The organism is Luteibacter sp. CQ10 (assembly GCF_040900725.1).
In the GTDB taxonomy this organism is placed as follows: Bacteria; Pseudomonadota; Gammaproteobacteria; order Xanthomonadales; family Rhodanobacteraceae; genus Luteibacter.
Map to the genome: position 1 here is coordinate 1,819,668 of NZ_JAEUYM010000001.1, position 21,819 is coordinate 1,841,486.

Annotated in this window: 12 protein-coding genes; 5 read left to right on the plus strand and 7 right to left on the minus strand. The window is 67.0% G+C overall.

Translation table 11 applies throughout. The features are described 5' to 3' along the window. Positions 1 to 36 precede the first annotated feature (36 nt). The 3 genes from JNG39_RS08080 to JNG39_RS08090 form a co-directional block, all read right to left on the minus strand. Complete coding sequence (locus tag JNG39_RS08080; RefSeq protein WP_368310633.1) at positions 37 to 447, minus strand: type II toxin-antitoxin system HicB family antitoxin; 411 nt, start codon at positions 445 to 447, stop codon at positions 37 to 39. 9 nt (positions 448 to 456) lie between these two features. Beyond that, positions 457 to 630, minus strand: a complete 174-nt coding sequence (locus JNG39_RS08085) for a type II toxin-antitoxin system HicA family toxin (RefSeq protein ID WP_368310634.1) — start codon at positions 628 to 630, stop codon at positions 457 to 459. A gap of 80 nt (positions 631 to 710) precedes the next feature. Further along, positions 711 to 1,160: a hypothetical protein gene (locus JNG39_RS08090; protein WP_368310635.1), complete on the minus strand. Its 450-nt coding sequence runs from the start codon at positions 1,158 to 1,160 to the stop codon at positions 711 to 713. A gap of 108 nt (positions 1,161 to 1,268) precedes the next feature. Between JNG39_RS08090 and JNG39_RS08095 the strand changes: the two genes are divergently transcribed. Next, complete coding sequence (locus JNG39_RS08095; protein ID WP_368310636.1) at positions 1,269 to 2,870, plus strand: FAD-dependent monooxygenase; 1,602 nt, start codon at positions 1,269 to 1,271, stop codon at positions 2,868 to 2,870. Between the two features lie 18 nt (positions 2,871 to 2,888). Here the strand turns inward: JNG39_RS08095 and JNG39_RS08100 are convergent, their stop codons facing one another. Next, positions 2,889 to 12,182, minus strand: a complete 9,294-nt coding sequence (locus JNG39_RS08100) for an autotransporter-associated beta strand repeat-containing protein (RefSeq protein ID WP_368310637.1) — start codon at positions 12,180 to 12,182, stop codon at positions 2,889 to 2,891. A 309-nt stretch (positions 12,183 to 12,491) separates the two neighbouring features. Then, the gene (locus JNG39_RS08105; protein ID WP_368310639.1) at positions 12,492 to 13,121 is read right to left on the minus strand and encodes a hypothetical protein; all 630 of its coding nucleotides are present in this window, start codon (positions 13,119 to 13,121) and stop codon (positions 12,492 to 12,494) included. A gap of 246 nt (positions 13,122 to 13,367) precedes the next feature. On the opposite strand from JNG39_RS08105, the gene pgaA reads away from it, so the two are divergent. From pgaA to pgaD, 4 genes are read left to right on the plus strand one after another with little or no spacing between them, the layout of a single operon-like run. Then, positions 13,368 to 15,437 carry a poly-beta-1,6 N-acetyl-D-glucosamine export porin PgaA gene (pgaA, locus tag JNG39_RS08110; protein ID WP_368310640.1) on the plus strand — a complete coding sequence of 690 codons (2,070 nt, stop codon included), beginning with the start codon at positions 13,368 to 13,370 and terminating at the stop codon, positions 15,435 to 15,437. 6 nt (positions 15,438 to 15,443) lie between these two features. Then, entirely contained in the window at positions 15,444 to 17,318 is a 1,875-nt protein-coding gene (gene pgaB / locus JNG39_RS08115; RefSeq protein ID WP_368310641.1) for a poly-beta-1,6-N-acetyl-D-glucosamine N-deacetylase PgaB, read from the plus strand. Beyond that, positions 17,315 to 18,565 carry a poly-beta-1,6-N-acetyl-D-glucosamine synthase gene (gene pgaC / locus JNG39_RS08120; protein WP_368310642.1) on the plus strand — a complete coding sequence of 417 codons (1,251 nt, stop codon included), beginning with the start codon at positions 17,315 to 17,317 and terminating at the stop codon, positions 18,563 to 18,565. The genes pgaB and pgaC overlap by 4 nt, the downstream gene beginning before the upstream one ends. Positions 18,566 to 18,579: 14 nt before the next feature. Next, positions 18,580 to 19,002: a poly-beta-1,6-N-acetyl-D-glucosamine biosynthesis protein PgaD gene (gene pgaD / locus JNG39_RS08125; protein WP_368310643.1), complete on the plus strand. Its 423-nt coding sequence runs from the start codon at positions 18,580 to 18,582 to the stop codon at positions 19,000 to 19,002. A gap of 8 nt (positions 19,003 to 19,010) precedes the next feature. Here the strand turns inward: pgaD and egtB are convergent, their stop codons facing one another. Both egtB and JNG39_RS08135 read right to left on the minus strand, forming a co-directional pair. Next, positions 19,011 to 21,179: an ergothioneine biosynthesis protein EgtB gene (gene egtB, locus JNG39_RS08130; RefSeq protein ID WP_368310645.1), complete on the minus strand. Its 2,169-nt coding sequence runs from the start codon at positions 21,177 to 21,179 to the stop codon at positions 19,011 to 19,013. Between the two features lie 22 nt (positions 21,180 to 21,201). Then, positions 21,202 to 21,579, minus strand: a complete 378-nt coding sequence (locus JNG39_RS08135) for a DUF427 domain-containing protein (protein WP_368310646.1) — start codon at positions 21,577 to 21,579, stop codon at positions 21,202 to 21,204. Between the last annotated feature and the right edge of the window lie 240 nt (positions 21,580 to 21,819).

Below are 21,819 nucleotides of genomic sequence, written 5' to 3' on the forward strand. Positions count from 1 at the left end.
CAGGATATGGCGCAAGTCGTCACGTTCGGCAGACGTCTAGGCGGCGGAATGATGATTGAGTGCTTCGATAGCGGCCCTCACGAGAAACCCCGAGCGGGTCTCGCCATGGCTTGAAGCGTAGGCATCGATTCGATGAAGCGTTCGGCGTGGCACGGTGATGTTGATCTTCTCTGCCTTGCCTTCGTACTTCGACGTATCGAAATCCACCACCGCCCAGATGCCATCGGCGAAATCCGGGTTCTTCCGGTGTACCTCGATGGCCTGGACGAGCGGCAAGTCAGTCGACTCATCCTCGAGCAACGATTCAAGGTGAAGGTCGATCGCCTCATGGACATGGTTCAAGGCGTCGTCGATGGAGTCACCGGCGCTAAAGCAACCAGGGAGATCGGGAACGGTCACGCCATAATGAATGCCGTCATCTGTATGTAGAACTACGGGAAAGCGCATGGTTGCCTCCTAGCGAAGTCCTGCTTGTTTCAGGATGCTGCGCAACGTGCCTGTCGGGACTTCGGATTTGGGATGGGGGACCGTCACCAGCCCTGATTTCACCGGATGCTTGAAGTGATGATGGGATCCCTTAACCCGATCCAAATACCAGCCATCGGCTTCCAGCCGCTTGATGACGTCCATACTCTTCATGGTGGGTATTATACCCACCGCACCAATGATCTCAACATGTGCATGTCGACTGGGCGGTGTAACGCGACCGCTCAAGCCCTTAAGAACGATCCCGACATCACGGCGGCGAAGTCGGTCTGTCCCACAGGCCGCGCGTCGATCGTGCACTCGAGCACGTCGCCTGACGCATGGAACGAGGTTCGCCCCGTTCCGCGAACCGTGGATTTCGCCAACAGCAACGTGTTCCCGTCCCACCGGCCGCGTGCCGGATCGAGCGGCGGAAAACCGTAGGAGTCGAACCACCACCAGAGCGCATCGCCCTGCTCCGGGTCGACGCCGAGTACGCCGTGGGCGGAAAAGATCGAGCCATCGGCACGGATCTGACGGCAATCGCACAGGAGAAACAGGGAGGCGGCATCCCATCGAAAATGCCATGAGGTGCGGGCCGGTCCGGCACCACCCCAGGGATTGGGATGCACGATGGCGTTCCCTTCCCAGCGGCCCACCAAGACGTCGAATGTCGAGCGATCCGGGTTCGTCACGAAAAAACGGGCTCCTCCCCACTTCCAATATCTTACCGTGACCGGGGCTTGCCGCCATCCCCTCCTCCCGCGATCCAATGCGCAGCTTCACCACGGCGGAGTGTTGCGATGAACGAACATCAAGTGATCGTTATCGGAGGCGGCCCGACGGGATTGATGCTGGCGGGCGAACTGGCGCTGGCAGGCATCGATGTCGCCATCGTCGAGCGGCGTGCGAATCAGGATCTCGGCGGCTCGCGCGCCGGCGGCCTGCACTCGCGCACCATCGAGGTATTCGACCAGCGCGGCATCGCGGATCGCTTCCTGGCGGAGGGAAAAAAGGTCCAGGTCACGGGATTCGCGGCGACCAAGCTGGACATCGGCGACTTTCCCACGCGGCACCCCTATGGACTCGGCCTGTGGCAGAAGCATATCGAACGAATCCTCGCCGGCTGGATCGACGAATGGCCGGTGACGTTCCATCGCGAGCGTGAGTTCGTCGGCTTTACGCAAGACGGGCGAAACGTCGACATCGAACTCTCGAACGGCGAACACATGAAGGCTCGTTACCTCGTCGGGTGCGACGGTGGACGCAGCGCCGTCCGAAAGGCCGCAGGTATCGCATTCCCCGGCTGGGAGCCGACGATGAGTGCCCTCCTCGCCGAGGTCGAGATGGACGAGGAACCCCCGCTGGGCCTTCGTCGCACACCTTCGGGCACCCACGCCCTGGGCAAGGTGGAATACGACATCCGGGATGGTGACGTGGTCTACGGGAAAGGCTGCACGGTGGGCGTCATGCTTACCGAATCGGCGATCGGCACGCGCGAACCCACCCTCCGGGATCTCCGCGACGGACTGATCGCCGTTTACGGCACGGATTTCGGCGCCCACGATCCCAGCTGGATCACGCGATTCACCGATACGACCCGCCAGGCCGCCGCCTATCGGTCGGGACGCGTACTGCTCGCCGGCGACGCGGCACACGTTCACTCGCCCATCGGCGGCCAGGGTCTCAACATGGGCGTGCAGGATGCGGTCAACCTGGGCTGGAAACTCGCGCAGGTGATCCGCGGAATCTCGCCGGAAGATCTGCTCGACACCTACCACGCCGAACGTCACCCGGTCGCCGCCCGCGTGCTGCGCGACACGATGGCCCAAGTGGCCTTGTCACGCACCGACGATCGCACCGAGGCGGCGCGCGACATCGTTTCCGGGTTGCTGGGCGCGGAAGAATCACGCAGGCGATTCGGCGCGAGGATGTCCGGGCTGGATATCCGCTACGATTTCGGTGAAGGCCACCCGCTGCTCGGGCGTCGCATGCCCGATCTGGACATCGTTACCGATCAGGGGGCCACGCGGGTCTACGCCTTGCTGCACGATGCCCGACCGGTGCTGCTCAACTTCGGCAGGGAGGACACCATGTCGTTTCATCCCAGGACCGAACGCATTCGAACGATCGATGCCGCCTACGGCGGCCCATGGGAGCTTCCCGACACAGGGGCGGTTCCCTCGCCCAAGGCGGTATTGATTCGACCCGACGGATACGTGGCATGGGTGGGACGAGGAACGCATGCGGGCCTGCTCGAGGCGTTAGCCACCCGGGTCGGTATCGCGAACGCCACCGCCGACCAGGCCGGCTCCCACGCCTTCATCCGCAACCAGCGTTCCGCGGATGAAGGTCCGTCAGCCGACAATGACGATTCGTTGGGGACATGTACGCCCCCACCGTGAGACTCACGCCATGGCGAGTCAGAAGTTCCAGCGGAACCCCAGGTTCACCGAATCGCTCTTCGTATGCGACGCGCGATCGGCGTTGTAGTACACGTACGTGCTCGCGGCGGGCGTGATGTCGAAGCTCATGCCCACGCCGGCCTGCCAGTGGTTCTTCACCGGACGCGAACCCTGCACCGTGAAGCCGGTGGTCGGCACGCCCGCGAAGGCGTTGTCCACCGTCACCGTGTCGTCCTTGGTGTTGTGCAGGTAGCGCACGATCACGATCGGGTGCAGTTTGGTGCCTTCGACGCCCAGGTCCACGTCGCCGACCAGTCGCGCACCCACGCCGTATTGCATGCTGCGCGCCTCGCTGCGGCCCACGCGCAGATCGGCGTCGCCGGCACCGCGCTCGGTGAAGCCGTCGTACTTCACCTTCGTGTAGTACGCGCCGACGAACGGCTCCAGGTGCATGCTCTGGCCGAGCGGGAAGCGATAGCCGCCTTCCAATGCCGCGTTCGTGGTCTTGCCGTCGTAACGTCCCGTGGCTTCCGGGTCGAACGGACCGACCGCGACGCGACGCGAACTGTCGGCGTTCTGCCAGCCGTACGAGGCCAGGCCCTGGAACCACCACTGGTGCTCGTTGAAGTACTGCGCGTGCACGCCCACCGCGTACTGGTCCACATCGGTGTAGTCGCCGCGACGATCCACCTCGGTGCGCGAGTTGGCCACGTTGGCGTGCACGCCGATGCGCAGGTCGGGCGTCACCGGCGCATCGGTGCCGATCACGATGCCGTTGATGCGGTAATCGGTGCGCGCCACGTCGACGCTACGCGACAGGTCGCTGCTCGAGGTATACGGCTCGGCCCAGACGGCCGCGCCCTGCTCGTTCGTGTCGCGTTCCAGCTTCAGGCGATAGAACACCGAGTCCTGGTACTGGCTCTGGCCCTGCAGCTCCGCCGTGGCGGCCGACGCATAGGTTTCACCGGTGAGCGAGTCGAACGCCCGATCCACCTGGTCGCCGGTCAGGCCGCGCACGTAGCCGAGCAAGGTCGGCAGCGGATCGCCGCCCGAGGTGGCGATGGTCTGAAGCGCCGCGGCCATGCCTTGCTGGTTGCCGTTGAGGCCGGCGAACTGGTCGAACGGGGTGCCGCCCGTGCCCACGCCGCTGCCGGCCTGGGTCAGCGTCAGGACCACCTGGTTTCCCTGCTGGCTCACGCTGGCATCGAGGAACGGGAGCGTGTTTTGCACCACGTTGGCGTAATTGCCGGTGATGCCACCACTCGCGTTGATGATCGAATAGTGGGTGACCGGCGCATACGTGCCTGCCGACGGCAGCGTTACGAGCTGGCCGCCGACGGTCGCGGGGCCGTTGACGTTGATGCTGTCGTGCGCGCCGCCCGCGTTGGTGCGGATCTGCGTCGTGGAGCCGGCGGCGAGAACGAGGCCACCGGTGTTGAGTGTCGTGCGTGGCGTACCGCTGCCACCGGCGGGGCCCGTGGCGCCGTCGATGCCGCTCGGGGCGATGGTGCCGCCGTCGCCGACCGTCACGGGTCCGCCGACGGTACCGCCGCCGACCACGCCGCCACCCGGATTGACCGTCACCGGACCGCCGAGGTTGCCGTTCACCACCAGGTTGCCGCCGATCGTCGTACCGCCATTGAAGCTGACCGAGGTACCCGCATCCACCGACAGCGTGCCCGCATCGACGTTGAGGTTCGTGATGCCGTTGAGCGATGCGCCCGGCAGGCTCGCCTGGCCGTTGCCGGTGATATTCAGCGTGGTGCCCGGCGCGGTGCCGTTGACCGTGCCCGTCACGGTCGGGAGGTCCCCGTAGCTCACGTCGAGGCTGCTGTCGCCACCGAGGTTCAGCGTGCCGGCGATGGGGCCGGCCACGGTCAGTACGTTGCCGCTGCCGTCGAGGTTGGCCGTGGCGCCCGCGCCGACGGAGATGCCGCCCTGGTACGGATTGCTCGCCGTAAGCGTGCCCGCGTTGACGGCGAACTTGCCGCTGAAATCGACCAGCAGGCCATGGAGCACCAGGCTGCCGCTGCCTTCCTTGACCAGGCCACCGCTGCCGGCGAGGTCGCCGTCGAGCGTGAGGTTCTGCGCGCCCGTGACGGATGCGCCGTTGGCACCAACGATAACGTTGTTGGCGAGCGTGACCGCCGTGCCCGCTTCGAGGCTGGCACCGTCGATCGAGAGGTCGCCCGTACCCAGCGCCGTGTCGCTGCCGACGACGAGCGATCCGCCGTTGACCGCGGTACCGCCGCTGAAGGTGCTCGAGCCGTTGAGGGTGAGCGAACTCGCACCGTTCTTGGTCAGGCCACCCGTGCCGGCAATCTCGCCGTCGAGGGTGAGCGCGTTGTTGCCCGAAAGGGTCAGCCCGGCGTTCAAGGTCACGTCGTTCGCCAGCGTCAGCGGCGCGCTCGTATCCAGCGCACCGCCGTTGACGGTCAGGCTTCCCGTGCCGAGCGACGCGTCGTTGCCGAGCGTGAGGCCGCCCGCGTTGAGGGTCACGCCACCGGTGAAGCTATTCGCGCCGTTGAGCACCTGCACGCCCGCGCCGTTCTTCACGAGGCCGCCCGCGCCGTCGATGATGCCGTCGAACGTCGCATCGGCCGTACCGCCCAGCGTCAGCGTGCTGCCACCCAGCGTGACGTTGCTTCCGGCCACGCCCGCGAGCGAGCCGACGGTCTGGTCGCCGCCCGCGGCGATGTCCAGCGTGGCACCCGCACCGGCGAGGTTCACCGCGCTGGCAGGCGACAGGCTGCCGCCCGCACCGATCGCCAGCGTGCCGTCGTTGACGAGCGTGCCGCCGGTGTATGAGCTTGCACCGCTCAGCGTCAGCGTCGCCGCGCCGTTCTTGGTAAGACCGCCCGCACCGGTGATGGCGCCGCCGAGGGTCACGTCGTTGCTGCCGAGCACGGTGAGGCCCGCGTTGAGCGCCACGTCGTTGGCGAGCGTCACCGCCGTGCTCGCGTCGAGCGTGGCCGCGCCGCCCACCGTCAACGCGCCCGACCCGAGCGACGCGTCGTCGCCCACCACGAGGCCGCCCGCGTTCAACGCTACGCCGCCACTGAAGGTATTCGCGCCACCGAGCAGTTGCACGCCCGCGCCCTCCTTCACCAGGCCACCCGTACCGCCGATCGTGCCGTTGAACGTACCGTTGCCGACACCATTCAGGGTGAGCGTGTTGCCGCCGAGCGTCACATCGCTGCCGGCCACGCCGTTCAACACGCCGATGGCCTGGTTACCGCCGCCGGAAATGTCGAAGCCGGTGCCTGCCGCCGCGAGCGTCACCGCGCCCGTGGGCGACAGGCTGCCGCCCGCGCCGATCGCGAGGATGCCCGCGTTGATCAGCGTGCCGCCGGTGAAGGTGTTGGTGCCGGTCAGCGTCTCGGTGCCGGTGCCTTCCTTGACGAGGCCACCCGACCCGCCGATGGAGCCGCTGAACGTGCCGTCCGTGGGTCCGCCCACGGTGAGGTCGTTCGCGCCGAGGTTGACCGTGCCGTTGCCGGTCAGCGTACCGAACACCTGCGTGCCGTTACCGGCGGAGAGGTCGAACGTGGCGCCCGTGACGACGTCCACGATGCCCGTGGCGGCAAGGCTCGCGCCGGCACCGAGGGCCAGCGTGCCGGCGTTGATCTGGGTGCCGCCGGTATAGGTGTTGGCGCCGTTCAAGGTCAGCGTGGCCGCGCCTTCTTTCGTGAGCCCGCCCGTGCCGGTGAGATCGCCGTTGAAGATCATGTCGTTCGTGCCCAGCACCGTCAGGCCGGCGTTGAGCACCATGTCGTTCGCCAACGTCACCACGCCGCTCGAGTCCAGCGTCGCGTTGCCGCCCACCGTGAGCGAGCCGGTACCCAGCGCGGCATCGTTACCCAGCGTGAGGCCGCCCGCGTTGAGGGTCACGCCGCCGCTGAAGCTGCTCGCGCCGTCGAGCGTCTGGACGCCCGCACCGTTCTTCACCAGGCCGCCGTTGCCGATGATGCTGCCCGCGAACGTGGTGTCGGCCGTCCCGCCGAGCGTGAGCGTGCCGCTGCCGAGCGACACCGTGCTGCCCGCCACGCCCGCGAGCGAACCGATGGACTGGTTACCGCCGGCCGAGATGTCGAACGTGCCCGTGCCGGTGAGGTTCACCGCCCCGGTGGACGACAGGCCACCGCCCGCGCCGAGCGCCAACGTGCCGTCGTTGATCGTGGTGCCGCCGGTGTAGGTATTCGCGCCGGTGAGCGTGATCGTCGCCGCACCGTTCTTGATCAACCCGCCCGCGCCGACGATCGGACCACCCAGGGTCAGCGCGTTGCTGCCGAGCAGGTTGAGGTTGATGCCCGCGTCGAGGTCGATGGCGTTGGAGAGGTTCAGCGCCGCGCTCGTGTCCAGCGTGGCGTCGCCGCCGACGGTGAGCTGGCCCGTGCCCAACGCACTGCCGTTGCCGAGAACCAGGCCGCCGGCGTTGAGACCCACGCCGCCGCTGAACGCGTTCGCGCCACCCAGCGTCTGGATGCCCAGGCCGTTCTTCACGAGGCCGCCGGTGCCGGCCATGACACCGTCGAACGTGCCATTCGCGACGCCACCCAGCGTGATCGTGTTGCCGCCGAGCGTCACCGTGCTTCCCGCGACCCCGTTCAGTACGCCGATGGTCTGGTCGCCGCCCGCCGAGATGTCGAACCCGGTCCCCGATGCCGCGAGGGTCACCGCGCCGGTCGCGGCGAGGCTGCCGCCCGCGCCGATGGCGAGCGTCCCCGCGTTGATCAGCGTGCCGCCGGTGAAGGTGCTGGCACCGGTCAGCGTCTCCGTGCCGATGCCTTCCTTGATGAGGCCGCCGGTGCCGCCGATGGCACCGCTGAAGGTGCCGTCGGTGGGACCGCCGATGGTGATGTCGTTCGCGCCCAGGTTGACCGTGCCGTTGCCGGTCAGCGTGCCGAACACCTGCGTGCCGTTGCCCGCGGAGAGATCCAGCGTGGCGCCCGCGGCGAGATCCACGACCCCGCTGGCGGCGAGGCTTGCACCCGCGCCGAGCGCCAGCGTGCCCGCCGCGATCTCGGTGCCGCCGGTGTAGCTGTTGATGCCGTTGAGGGTGAGCGTGGCGGCGCCTTGCTTCGTCAGTCCACCCGCACCGGTCAACGCGCCGCCGAGCGTGATGTCGTTGCTGCCCAACACGGTGAGGCCCGCGTTGAGCACGATGGCATTGGTCATCGTCACCGCCGCGTTCGCGTCGAGCGTGGCCGCGCCACCGACCGTCAGCGTGCCGATGCCCAGCGCCGCGTCGTTGCCGACGATGAGGCCACCGGCGTTCAACGACACGCCGCCGCTGAACGTACTGGCGCCGTCGAGCGTCTGCACGCCCGCGCCGACCTTCACCACCGAGCCGTTGCCGCCGATGCTGCCACCGAAGGTCTGGTCGGTCGCATCGCCGAAGGTCAGCGTATTGCCGCCCAGGTTGATCGCCGTGCCGGCGACGCCCGATAGCGCGGCGATCGTCTGGCTGGCGGCACCGGAGATGTCGAGCGTGGCTCCGGCACCGCCCAGGCTTACCGCGCCGGTCGAGGCGAGGCTGCCGCCCGCGCCGAGCGCGAGCGTGCCCAGGTTGACCGTCGTGCCGCCGGTGTAGGTGTTTGCACCGGTGAGGGTCAGCGTGGCCGCGCCGTTCTTGATCAGTCCACCCGTGCCGGACACCACGCCACCCAACGTCAGGGCGTTGCTTCCCGCGACGCTCAGGCTCGCTCCCGCGGCCAGCCCCACGTTGTTGGCGAGGTTGATCGGGGCGCTCGTATCGAGCGTGGCGTTGCCGCCGACGTTGAGCGCACCCGTACCCAATGCGCTTCCGTTGCCGAGCAGCAGGCCACCCTGGTTGAGGGTCACGCCGCCGGTAAAGCTGTTCGCGCCGTTGAGGGCCAGCAACGAGGCGCCGTTCTTCACAAGGCCGCCGGTGCCCGTTACGGCACCGCCGAGGGTGAGGTCCTGGCCGCCCAGCAGGTTGAGGGTGCTGCCTGCGCCGAGGTTCACCGCGTTGGCGAGGTTGGCCGCCACGCTGGTATCCAGCGTGACCGCGCCGCCGACGTTCAGCGCGCCGGTACCGAGAGCGCCGTCGTTGCCGAGCACCAGGCCGCCCGCGTTGGCGGTGAGTCCACCGCTGAACGTATTGGCGCCGTTCAACGTGAGTACCGAGGCGCCGTTCTTGATGAGGTTCCCCGTGCCCGCCACCACGCCACCCAGGGTGATGGCCTGACCGCCCAGCAGGTTCAGGGAGCCGCCGAGGTTCACGGCGTTGCCCAGGTCGAGCGCCGTCTTGCCGTCGAGCGTCGCCGCGCCACCGACATTGAGCGCACCCGTGCCGAGTGAATTGCCGTTGGCGAGCAGCAAGCCGCCGGCGTTGAGGTTGAGTCCGCCGCTGAACGTGTTCGTGCCGTCCAGCGTGAGCAGCGAGGCGCCGTTCTTGGTGAGGCTGCCCGTGCCGGACAGGACGCCGCCCAGCGTCACGTCCTGGGTGCCCGGAAGCGTAAGTGCCGCGCCGAGGTTGACGGCGTTGGTCAGGTTGAGTGCCGTCGTGCCGTCGAGGGTGGCGGCGCCGTTCACGGTCAATGCGCCGGTACCGAGCGCGCCGCTGTTGCCGAGCAACAGGCCACCGGCGTTGAGGGTGGTGCCGCCGCTGAACGTATTCGCGCCGGTGAGCGTCTGCGTTCCCGTGCCGTTCTTTACCAGCGATCCCGTGCCGCTGATGATGCCCGCATAGGTCTGGCCGGTGGCATCGCCGAACGTGAGCGTGTTGGCGCCGAGGGCGATCGTCGTTCCGAGCACGCCCGACAGCGCGCCGATGGTCTGGTTGCCACCGAGGGAGATATCGAGATTGGCACCCGCCCCGCTGAGCGTCACCGCGCCGGTGGTGGCGAGGCTGCCACCCGCACCGAGCGCGACGGTGCCCGCCGCGACGTTCAGTCCGCCCGTGAACGTGTTGCCTCCATTGAGCGTGAGCGTGGACGCGCCGTTCTTGACCAGGCCACCGGCACCGGACAGGGCGCCGCCGAACGTGAGCGCCTTCGAGCCCAGCACGTTCAGCGTGGAGCCCGCGGCGAGGTTCACGTCGTTGCTCAGCGCGAGGCCACCGGCGGGAGCCGCCGACGAGCCGTCGATCGTCGCCGTGATCCCCGTGATGCCGTCGCCGACGGTGAGGGCTCCGGTACCCAGGGCCGTGTCGGTACCGAGCAGCAGGCTGCCCCCGTTGACGGTGAGGCCGCCACCGAACGCGTTGGCACCGTTGAGGGTCAGTGACGAAGCGCCATTCTTGACCAGGCTGCCCGCACCGGAAACCGTTCCGCCGAGCGTGAGGTTCTGTCCCCCCGTCAGGTTCAATGAAGCACCCATGCCGAGATTCAGAGCGTTGCCCAACGAGAGCGAACTCGTACCATCCAGCGTGACGCCGCTGCCGCCGACGCTGATAGCGCCCGTGCCCGCCGACGTATTGCCGCCGAGCAACAGGCCACCGCCGTTCAAGGCGATGCCGCCGCTGAAGCCGACGTTGTCGCCGCTGAGTGTCTGCACGCCCGTGCCGACCTTGATGAGGCCGCCCGTGCCGGCGATGGTCCCGGCGTATGAGGGGCTCGTGTTCAATCCGCCGAATGTCAACGTTCTCGCACCGAGATTGACGGCCCCTCCGGTGCCCGCCAGCGAGCCGATGGTCTGGTCGGCGTTCGCGCCGGAAATGTCCAGGCTGGTGCCTGACGACAGGCTGATCGCTCCCGTGGGGGAAAGACTGCCGTTCGCACCCAGCGCCAGACCACCGCCGTTGACGGAGAGGTTACCGGTCAGCCCGTTCGCGCCGCCCAGCGTCAACGTACCCGCGCCACTTTTGATGACGTTGCCTGCGCCGGACAACGTGCCGTTGAGTGCCAGCGCGTTGCTGCCGAGCAGGCTGAGCGTCGCCCCGCCATTGACGACGACACTGTTGGCGAGGTTGAAGTTGGCGGCGGTCGTATCGAGGGACGCATTGCCCCCCACGGTCAGCGCGCCGCTGCCGAGCGCGCCGGCATTGCCGAGCAGGAGGCCACCCGCGTTGAGATCCACTCCCCCGCTGAAGATATTCCCGGCACCGAGCCGGACCACGCCCGTAGTGTTGACGGTGAGTCCGCCCGCGCCCGACAACACGCCGTTCAGGCCGAAGCCGTTGGTACCGCCGAGCGTGAGCCGTCCGACGTTGAGGGACACGTTGTTCGCCAGCGAGAGTCCCGCCGCCGACGCGGCGATCGCGCCGCCGTTGACATTCAGCGTGCCGCTGCCGAACGCTCCGGCGTTATTGAAATTGACCAGGCCATCGTTGATCGTGGCATCGACCCCTGCGACGGCACCCAGTAGGTTCCACGTGCCGCTATTGATGACCAGGTGCTGGAAATTGATGTACTGCGCCGCATCGATCGAGGACACGGCGCCGCCGGTGCCCGCGCCCGGACCCGTCGCCGAATTCTGCAGCACCAGGCGATTGTCGTTCAGGCCACCGCCGTCGACGATGCCCGCGGCACTCAGCGTGACGTTGATGCTGAGAAACGGAAGCACGACCGACAAGCCATCGCTCTGCACCGACGATCCCGACACCGCCGTGAAGGTGTTTCCGGTCACGGAATTGCCGAGGTTGACGCTTCCGTTGATGCTTCCGGCATTGAGGAACGTATTGCCCGCACCCGCGGTGGTCGATCCGGCGAACGCCACGCGCCCCTCCATCGCGCCGGTCGCGCTGTTGGTGAGGTTGGTCTGGCCACCGCCATAGGAAATGATGGCCGGCGCATCGGAAACCTTCAGCGCGCTCACGCCGAAGATATCCATGCCGATGTCGCCGTCGTTGCGTATGTTGGTGACGCCGCCCGCGGCGTTTCGCGTGGCGATCGCCTGCCCTCCCACGCCCACCAGCGAACCGACGTTGACCACCCCCTTGATCACGCCCCGGTTCGAACCGTTGACGAGGTTGTTGATGTTGATCGTGTTGGCGACACCCGACGCGTTGCCTGCCTCGATACCCGCGGAAACGATGGTCAACAGACCTGGATCGATCGAGCCGCTGTTGTTGACCGTGATGCCGTTGCCGGTCAGCGTCATCGCCGTGCCGCCGAGGGCCGGTAACGGCGACACGCTGGCTCCCGTCTGCACGTTCACGGTGACGCCATTGGTGGGGCTCGTGACGGGAAGATTGGCGTCGGTGCAGGTAATGACCGTGCCGGCCTGATTACACACCGCGTACGCGGTGGCACTGAACATCGGCATCGTCAATAACGAGGCGAGGGCCAGCCCCACGCTCCGGCTGATGGATTTGCGGCGAAGGAATTCAAGACGGCGCTGGCTCATGATGCTCCCGGTATGCACGCGTTGGTTTACGCTGCGGTCCCACGTCGCGAGGCCGCAAGGAACCCGCCCCTGTCGTTCGTCGGGCAAGCGTTAAAAAGCGGGTCAGGGAATGATTACCGTGGAGCCTAAGCGACCGTCGGATTCATCGGATGCATAAATTTGGCAACCGATTTAGAAGCGTGCGAATGCGTTACGCATTAGCCGTGGGCTGCGCTTTATTCGGCGAAAATGGGGCAATTACGGCATGGCCGATATCGAATCGGCAAAATGTGATTCAAGCCGCTTCAATCATCGCGAAGCGAAACGCGTTCATTCCTTGTCGAGCGCGCGATACGTCCTGTCCATTGCGACCACCAACATTTTCAAGTACGTCAGCCGCATCTTGGCCACCGCCAGGCGATCGATCGCCGTCGCCATGCGTTCCGGTGTCCATTGCCCCGCGTCGGGAACGCTTTCCACGGTCGCCGCCGCATCCATGTCGTCCTTGATCACCTGTTCCTGCGCGCCACGGAACTGATCCTGCATCGCGTAGACGGTGGAGAAATCCTGCGCATCCTCGTAGGCCATGTACGTGAAGGCACCCGACGTCTGGGCCGTACGCCACGCCGCATCCTTCAACGCCCCCATCTCCATGTTGAAGCTCAGGTGCTGGCCTTCGGCGGACGCGTTGGCGATCTTCGCCAGGACGGCGCGGTCGTCGTCGAGCATCTTCAGCTCTTTGTCGATCTGCGTCCGGATCTGCGAGAGGTCACGGGCATTGTCCGCGACCTCCCTGCGCATCGCGGCTTCGGCCTGGTGCACGAGATGCCGGTGGTGCACGGACTCGACCAGCCCCTCCAGGCTCAACGCGATGAACAGGCCCACGGTGATGGTGAGGATGTGCAGCAGGAATTCCTTGACGCCATCGATCTTCCGGTGGGGCGGATGAACATCGAGCATGACGATTCCTCGAGGCGCGGGCCGTATCCACGAAAGTATGCACGGACTTATCTGCACATGGCCATCACGTTCCTTTCGACACCGTTCGCGGAAGGGAATCGGCCAAAAGTGATAAGAACGTCGGCATGCTTCTTGCGGTTATGATGGTGGGCTGCCGTCGGCGAGTAGGGAGACGACGGCGGAACATTCAACTTCCCTGGCCGGATAAGCACATCCGCCAAGGCAGATCGCGGATCAACAGGCAGGATGGATTTGATTCACACGACACCTCCGCGCGCCGCGCGCGTGCCCCGGGCGAGGCTGTGCCTGGCGCTGATATGGGCCTTGCAGGGCTCCGTTGCCCTGGCTTCCACGCCGTCGTCCGACCGCGATGCGCTCATGGCGCAGGTACGTGCCGAACGGGCGCAGGGGCATCGCGTCGATGCCCTGGCCACGTGCCAGGCGATCCTCGACCGCTGGCCCGCCGACCGCGAGGCCCTGTCCATGAACGTCACTTTGTTGACGGAACTGGGCGCGACGACGCGCGCCAAGGAACTGGCGGCCCGCCTCGATCCGCCGCAAAGCGTGGAAGACCGCTTCCACCTGCATGCCGACGACGTCGGCCACGAAATCCGCTGGGCCGACGGCGAGCCGGCCGACCCGCGCACGCCCTATGCCGAGGCCGATCGCGCGGTAACCGATGCCCGGACGCTGGCCGAGGACACCGGCCTGCCGGAGGATCTTCGTCGCCGCGAACGCTTCGACCTGCTGGTGGCGCTCGACCAGGCGGGCCAGACGGCGGAAGCCGTGAAGCGTTACGACGCCACCCGGAAGACCGATGCCCCGTTTCCTCCCTACGTGGAACGCGCGATGGCCGATGCCCTGCTCGCGCAGCGCCGGCCCGCCGAGGCGGCCTCGCTTTTCGAAGACGCCATCGCCAAGGATCCCGGCCCCTACGACCCTTCCGAACCTGAGCCGCGCATCGGGCTCATGTACGCCTACCTGGAATCCAACCAGATTCCGAAGGCCATCAAGACCATCGACGAGCTCGCCGCGAAGGAACCCAAGTGGGTTCGCGTACCCGGCATCCGCCTGCCGCTGGAAAACCCGCGCAAGGTCGATGCCGACGTCGCCGCCGCGACGCTGCGCGAATACGTCGACATGCCGGCCGCCGCCTACGCCCGGCTCGAGCCGCTCAGCCGGGAAGCCCCGTCCAATGCGCAGCTTCGCAGCGAACTGGGCATGACCGAACTGGCCCGCGGGTGGCCGCGTCGGGCCGAGGAAGACATCGACATCGCCGGCACGCTCGACGAACGCGACGTGGGCATCTACGTCGGACGCTCCGAGGCGGCGCGTGCGCTGCATGACTACGACGAGGTGGATGACGACCTCGCCGTCGCGCACGCGATGGCCGATCGCAACGGACGCGTCGACCGCTCGATGCGCTCATGGGATCGCGAGCGCGGCTGGCAGTTCGACATCACCACCGAGCGCGGCAAGGGCTCCAGCCCCGACTTCGGCGACCGCGACGGCGACACCCAGGCGACCGTCGCCAGCCCGTTGATCGACGACCACTGGCGGGTACTGGCCCTGGCCCGCTATGCCACGGCCGACCTGCCCGAAGGCAGCGTGCGCCGCAGCCGGGTGGGCCTGGGACTGCGTGGTTATGCGCGCGGACTCGAAGCCTATGTCCAGGCGCTGCCCGCCGCCGACCGCTACGTGGGCAAGACCGCCATCGAGGCCGGCGTGAACTGGGCGATGAGCGACCACTGGTCGGTCCACGCCGATTTCAGCACCGCCGGCGACGATACCCCGCTGCGCGCGCAGTACTACGGCATCTCGGCCAAGACGCTCGCCACGGCGGTCACCTACCGCAGCAGCGAGCTGTTCGAGGCGAAACTCGGCCTCACCCGCGACCATTTCAGCGACGGCAACGAGCGCACGGGCTGGCTTGCCACCATCGTGCAGCGCCTGCATACGGCGCCCTACCTCACCCTCGACGGTGGCGTGGAAGTCGGCGGTTCGATGAATACGCAGACCGAGCGTCCGTACTTCAATCCGCGACGCGACAAGAGCTACGCCCTCACCGGCCGGCTGGAAAACCTGCTCAGCCAGTTCTACGAGCGCACGTGGACGCAGCGCGTCGACGTCGCGGTCGGCCGCTACGACGAGCAAGGCTTTTCCAGCGACTGGATGGCCACCGTACGCTACGGCCAGATCTTCGCCCCGATGCCGGGCTTCCGCCTCGGCTGGGGCATCGGCTGGCACAACCAACCCTACGATGGCCGCCGCGAACATCGCGTCGTCCTCGACCTGACCCTGCACTGGGGAGATTGACCCGTCATGCGCTCGTTGTTGTCACTGCTGGCCTTGATCGGTCTCGCCCTGCCCGCTTTCGCCCAGCCCGCGGCGCCCGTGCGTGCGCCGCTGATCGTGCTGGCCTACCACGACGTCCGCGACGATGTCGGCCAACAGGCCGACCGCGATCCGGACGCGACCAGCACCGACCACCTCATCGCCCATTTCGACTGGCTCAAGGGCAACGGCTACAACATCGTGAGCCTCGAGCAGGTGGCGCAGGCCGGTCACGGCGGCGCGCCGCTGCCGCCGAATGCGGTGCTGCTCACCTTCGACGACGGCCTGGAGAGCTTCTACACGCGCGTCTATCCGTTGCTGCGCGCCTACCACTACCCCGCCCTCGCCGCGCTGGTGGGTTCATGGATGGACATGCCCGCCGGGAAGCGCATGCCCTATAACGGTTCCGACTGCGACCGCTCGTGCTTCCTGAGCTGGGACCAGGTGGCGGAGATGCAGAAGTCGGGGCTGGTCGAATTCGGTTCGCATTCCTGGGCGCTGCACCAGGGCATGGAAGGCAACCCGCAGGGCAACCTGCAACCGGCCGCCGCCTACGTGCACTACGACGGGGCCACGAAGCACTACGAAACCGAAGCCGAGTACACCGCACGCGTGCGCGCCGACCTCGCGCACAGCGCCAACGAGATCGCCGAGCATACCGGGGTGCATCCGCGCGCCATGGTCTGGCCCTACGGTGCCTACACCCAGGTCGGGCAGAACATCGCCGCCGGCGAAGGCATGACCTTTTCCTTCAGCCTCGGCGACCGCCTGCCGAAGGTCGGCGGCGGCGGTACCATCCCGCGCCTGCTGGTCAGCGGGAACATCACCGCCAACCGCCTGGGTTGGCTCATGCGCCATCTCTCGCGCGTCGATCCCGTGCGCGCCGTGCAGGTGGACCTCGATTACGTCTACGACCCCGACCCCGCCCAGCAGGACCGCAACCTGTCCAAGCTGCTCGACCGCATCAAGCGCATGCATCCCAGCCAGGTGTGGCTGCAGGCCTATGCGGACCCGGACGGCGACGGCGTGGCCGACGCGGTGTATTTCCCCAACCGCCACCTGCCGATGCGCGCGGACCTCTACTCGCGCGTGTCCTGGCAGTTGCGCACCCGTGCGGGCGTGCGCGTCTACGCGTGGATGCCCGTGATGGCATTCCGCTTTCCCGACGGCAAGGATCTCCCTTCCCTCGCGGGCGAGCCCAAGCCAGGCGGCGACCACTTCCGCCTGGCGCCGTACGACCCCAAGGTGCGGCAGATGATCGGCGACGTTTACGAAGACCTCGCCATGCATGCCGACGCGGCGGGCATCCTGTTCTCCGACGATGCCTACCTGCGCGACACGGATCACCTCGGCCCCTGGGCCCACGACACGCCGGCGCAGAGGACGCAGGACCTGATTGCCTTCACCCAGGAACTGATGACACGCGTGCATCGCTGGCGTCCCCAGGCGCGTAGCGTGCGTAACCTTTACGCCCTGCCGGTGCTGACGCCCAAGGCCGAGGGTTGGACGGCGCAGAACCTCGCCGCGTTCAACGAGGCCTACGACTTCACCGCGCTCATGGCGATGCCGCAGCTCGACAAGCAGCCGGATACCCTGCGCTGGTACCGAACGCTGGCCGACGCCGTGGCCGCCACGCCCGGTGCGCTCGACCGCACGGTGTTCGAATTCGCCGCGCAGGACTGGCGCACGAAGGCGCCGATCCCGGCCGCGGCCATGGGCGAGCGCATGCGCGCGGTGCAGGCCCTGGGCGCGCGCCATATCGGTTATTACCCCGACGACTTCCTCAAGGACCAACCGGCGCTGGAGAGCATTCGTCCGTTCATCTCCGCCGAAGACTATCCCTATCCGGAGCCCGTGCGATGAACGGCGGCATCCTCCACGTACTGCTCGAATTCGCGTTCTTCTATCCGCTGATCATGTCGCTCATCTGGATGAGCGGTGGCGTGATCTACTTCCTGCGCTGGGAGCGCGACGAGCCCCTGCGCGTAAGGCCGCCGGAACTGGCCGAATACCCGATGGTTTCGCTGGTGGTGCCGTGCCACAACGAAGGCGAGCAGGTACGCGAGACCATCGCCCACCTGGCCTCGCAGCAATACCCCCACTTCGAGATCATCGCGATCAACGACGGTTCCACCGACGACACGGGTGCGCAGCTCGACCAGTTGATGCAAACGTATCCGCGCCTGCGCGTGATCCACATGTCCAGCAACCAGGGCAAGGCGATGGGCCTGCGCGCCGCCGCGCTGGCGTCCAACGCCGACTTCCTGGTCTGCGTCGACGGAGACGCCCTGCTCGACGACTACGCCACGCACTGGCTCATCTCGCACATGCTCGAAAGCCCGCGCGTGGCCGCGGTCACCGGCAACCCGCGCATCCGCAATCGATCCACCCTGTTGGGCAAGCTGCAGGTGGGCGAGTTCTCGTCGATCATCGGCCTGATCAAGCGTGCGCAACGCGTGTATGGGCGCATCTTCACCGTGTCGGGCGTGATCGCCTGTTTCCGCAAGAGCGCCTTGCACGACGTGGGCTACTGGAACACCGACATGGTCACGGAAGACATCGACGTGAGCTGGCGCCTGCAGATGCGCCACTGGGAAATCCGCTACGAACCCAACGCGCTGTGCTGGATCCTCATGCCCGAGACCCTGCGCGGCCTGTGGAAGCAGCGCCTGCGCTGGGCGCAGGGCGGCTCCGAAGTGCTTCTTCGCTACACCGGCAAACTGATGAAATGGCGCCAACGCCGCATGTGGCCGGTGGCCTTCGAATACGTGGCGAGCCTGGTGTGGTCTTACACCATGGCGATCATCATCACGCTGTGGGTGCTGGGCCTGTTCGTGCCGCTGCCGCCGTCGCTGTACATCGATACGCTCTTGCCGCAGTGGCACGGCGTCGTGCTGGGCGCGATCTGCCTGCTGCAGTTCCTCATCAGCCTGCTCGTGGACCGCCGCTACGAGACGCGCATCGGACGCAACTACTACTGGATGATCTGGTACCCGCTGGTGTACTGGCTGCTCAACACGGCGACCTCGATCGTCGCGATGCCCAAGGCGCTGATGAAGCGCAAGGGCACCCGTGCGGTATGGGTCAGCCCGGACCGGGGACTGCGATGAAAGCCGAAGCGATCATGATCCAGCGCCCCGAGCGCCAGTCCGCGGCGCAGAAAGCCGTGTTCACCACCGTCACGGTCATCGCCTGGCTGTTCTGGGTGTTTCTCTGGCTGCCGCTGGTCACGCTTGGCGCGTGGGCCTTCGGCCTGCGCAACGCCTGGGTGCAATTGCACGTGAATCGGCTCGGCGACGGCGGCGACATCAGCATCGTGTTCATCTGCGCCCTGGTGTGCGCGCTCGTCTTCACGAGCTGGTCGGGCTACAACTACCGGCGCTTCGCAGGCAAGCAGAAGCGCCGGGGCAACCTGCCCGTGGGCGTGGCCGAAACGGCCGCCGCCATCGGCGCCACCACGGACGATGCCTTGCGCATGCAAGGACATCGTCGCGCGGTGGTGAGCGTGGCCCAGGACGGGTTCATGACGGTCGACGACGCTCGCTGAACCCAGCGCTACACCGCTTTCAGCACGAACACGCCGAACGCGGGGTCGTCCGACACCCACTGCCGCTCCACCTCCCAGCCACCCGACCTCGCCAACGCCGCGAACGAGGCCGGCGTGAACTTGTGCGAGTTCTCGGTATGGATGGTTTCGCCCGCGGCGAAATCGAACGCCTGCCCCGCCACCGTCACGCGCTGCGCTCGTCGGCTCGCCAGGTGCATCTCGATACGCGCCTTCTGCGCGTTCCACACCGCGCGATGCTCGAAGGAGCCCACGTCGAAGTCGCCACCCAGCTCGCGATTGATGCGCACCAGCATGTTGCGATTGAAGGCGGCCGTGACGCCCTCGGCGTCGTCGTAGGCCGCGGTCAGGGTCGGCACGTCCTTGACCTGATCCGCACCGACGATGAAGCGCGCCTCAGGGCCCAGGCGACCGCGCACCGCGCGCAGCAGCTCCACCGCGTCGTCGGCTTCGAAGTTACCGATGGTCGACCCCGGGAAGAAGGCCACCACCGGGTGCCCTTCCAGGGCGCGCGGCACGTCGATGGAACGGGTAAAGTCGGCCACCACCGGATGCACCGCGAGTGCGGGATACGCCGACGCCAATCGTTCGGTGGCGCCGTCCAGCGCATCCACGCTGATGTCCACCGGCACGTAGGCGGCGATCCCGGGCGCGGCGTCCAGCAGCAGGCGGGTCTTCTCGCTGGCGCCACTGCCCAGTTCGAGCAGTACGGCGCCCTCGGGAATGTAGGAGGCCAGATCGGCGGCGATGCCGGTCAGCAAGGCCTTCTCCGTGCGCGTCGGGTAATACTCCGGCGTGTCGCAGATCGCTTCGAACAACGCCGAGCCCGCGCCGTCGTAGAAATACTTCGGCAACATCGTCTTCGGCGAGGCGGACAACCCCGCCAGGGTATCGCGCAGGAACACGTCACGCTCGTCCTCGCGCTCGCGATGCACGTCGCGCGCCAGGCGCAGCCCGGAGAACATCCAGCGTTGTCCCGGCCGGTAGAAGTTCCGGTACGACGGACGGCTGTGTCCGGGCGGCGTCACCGACGCGCCGCCACGCAACACCATCTGGCCGCTCATGAACTTGCCGTTGTACTCACCCACCGCGTCGTCCGCCGCGCGAAACCCGGGATAGGGCGTGTAGGCGCTGGCGGTCCACTGCCATGCCACGTCGTCCACCTGTTCCAGTCCTTGGCGCGAACGCACCGCGTGCTCCCACTCCGCTTCGGTCGGCAGACGCGCACCGGCCCAGCGCGCGTAAGCCTCGGCTTCGTAGTAGCTGATATGGGTGACCGCGGCGTCCGGATCCACGGGACGCCAGCCGGCCGGCGTCATATGCGACCAGACCTCGCCATCGTGTTGCCAATACAGGGGCGCTTCCCAGCCTTCTTCGCGACACTGCGCCCAACCGTCGGACAGCCACAGGTCCGCCCGGCGATAACCGCCCAGCGCCATGAACGCCAGCCATTGCCCGTTGGTTACCAGGCGGTCGGCGATGTCGAAAGGCTCCAGCCAGACCGTGTGGCGAGGGCCTTCGTTGTCGAACGAGAACGGCTCGTCCTGCGCACCGATGCGCACCGGACCGCCTCCGATGCGATGAAAGCGTGCGACGCGGCCCGGCGAAGGCAAGGCCCACCGCGCATCGAACGCCGGCTTCAGCGGCGACTGCGCGAAGAGATGCTGCACGTCCATCACCAGCAATTCCTGATGCTGTTCCTCATGGGCGAGGCCCAGATGCAGCAAGGCCTCGATGTCCGCCTCCAGGCGGTGGGAAAGCAACTCGCCCATGTACCGGTCGACGTAGCGGCGATAGTCGAGCACGCGTGCCACCGAAGGCCGCGTGAGCAGGCCACGCATGGGCCTGGGGTGGCGTGGGCCCACCGCTTCGTAATACGAATTGAAAAGAAAACCGAAGGTCTCGTCGAACACCTGGTAGCCGGGTACGTTCGGTCCGAGCAGGAAGGTTTCGAAAAACCACGTGGTATGCGCGAGGTGCCACTTCGCCGGACTGGCGTCCGGCATGGACTGAACCACCATGTCTTCCGCATCGAGGGCCGCCACCAGGGCTTCGGTGCGGCCGCGCACGGCGGCATAGCGACCGGCCGCCGTCGAGGGCACGCCAACGGCGGAGGCGGCGACGCGTGCCGCCGGTTCGTTATCGACAATGGCTTGCATGGTTGCTCCCTTGGCTTCCGGCTCAGTCCGGAAGGTGTTCGATCGTGACCCGCTCGGGGTAGAACGCCAGATGATCGCGTATGGCGGCTACCGCGTCGTGCGGGGTTTCATAGCTCCACACCGCGTTGATCGCCCGTTCCGAGTGGCCCGGCAGGCTGAAGTACGAGGCCTCGCCCTTATAGGGACACCACGTGTGGTGCTCCGTCTTGCTCAAGGCAGCCATGTCGGCATCGTCGCGCGGCACGTAGAACACGGGCGGATAGCTGGCTTCTTTCAGGCGCAGGGCGTTCCGCGTGTCGACGACCACGCGATCGCCGTCGCGGACGATCACACGTCCGCCGGCCGGCGTGATGTCGATGGGATGGTCCGGTCCGGGAATGCGTACGGGGCGGGACGTCATGGTGATCTCCTTCGCGGCGGAAGCTTTCATCCTGTGGCCCTCGCCGGTGGATTCCAAGACGCCTGCATCGCAAAGCTGCCCGTACCCGCTCGCATGAATGGCAGGATAAGCCACGTTTTGTCCGATGCCGACACTCGAAGACGCCGCGGGCGCGGCCTGCCGGATGACGTTCGACCCGGTTCATTTCGCGGACGCGCGCCGTAATATGGCGTACATGATCTTTGACCGTCGCCGCCTCGC

Excerpts from the sequence above, each read along its gene's own strand:
- JNG39_RS08080 (WP_368310633.1), bottom strand. The coding sequence starts at position 447 with ATGCGCTTTCCCGTAGTTCTACATACAGATGACGGCATTCATTATGGC.
- JNG39_RS08085 (WP_368310634.1), bottom strand. The coding sequence starts at position 630 with ATGGACGTCATCAAGCGGCTGGAAGCCGATGGCTGGTATTTGGATCGG.
- JNG39_RS08095 (WP_368310636.1), top strand. The coding sequence starts at position 1,269 with ATGAACGAACATCAAGTGATCGTTATCGGAGGCGGCCCGACGGGATTG.
- JNG39_RS08100 (WP_368310637.1), bottom strand. The coding sequence starts at position 12,182 with ATGAGCCAGCGCCGTCTTGAATTCCTTCGCCGCAAATCCATCAGCCGG.
- JNG39_RS08105 (WP_368310639.1), bottom strand. The coding sequence starts at position 13,121 with ATGCTCGATGTTCATCCGCCCCACCGGAAGATCGATGGCGTCAAGGAA.
- pgaA (WP_368310640.1), top strand. The coding sequence starts at position 13,368 with ATGGATTTGATTCACACGACACCTCCGCGCGCCGCGCGCGTGCCCCGG.
- pgaB (WP_368310641.1), top strand. The coding sequence starts at position 15,444 with ATGCGCTCGTTGTTGTCACTGCTGGCCTTGATCGGTCTCGCCCTGCCC.
- pgaC (WP_368310642.1), top strand. The coding sequence starts at position 17,315 with ATGAACGGCGGCATCCTCCACGTACTGCTCGAATTCGCGTTCTTCTAT.
- pgaD (WP_368310643.1), top strand. The coding sequence starts at position 18,580 with ATGATCCAGCGCCCCGAGCGCCAGTCCGCGGCGCAGAAAGCCGTGTTC.
- egtB (WP_368310645.1), bottom strand. The coding sequence starts at position 21,179 with ATGCAAGCCATTGTCGATAACGAACCGGCGGCACGCGTCGCCGCCTCC.
- JNG39_RS08135 (WP_368310646.1), bottom strand. The coding sequence starts at position 21,579 with ATGACGTCCCGCCCCGTACGCATTCCCGGACCGGACCATCCCATCGAC.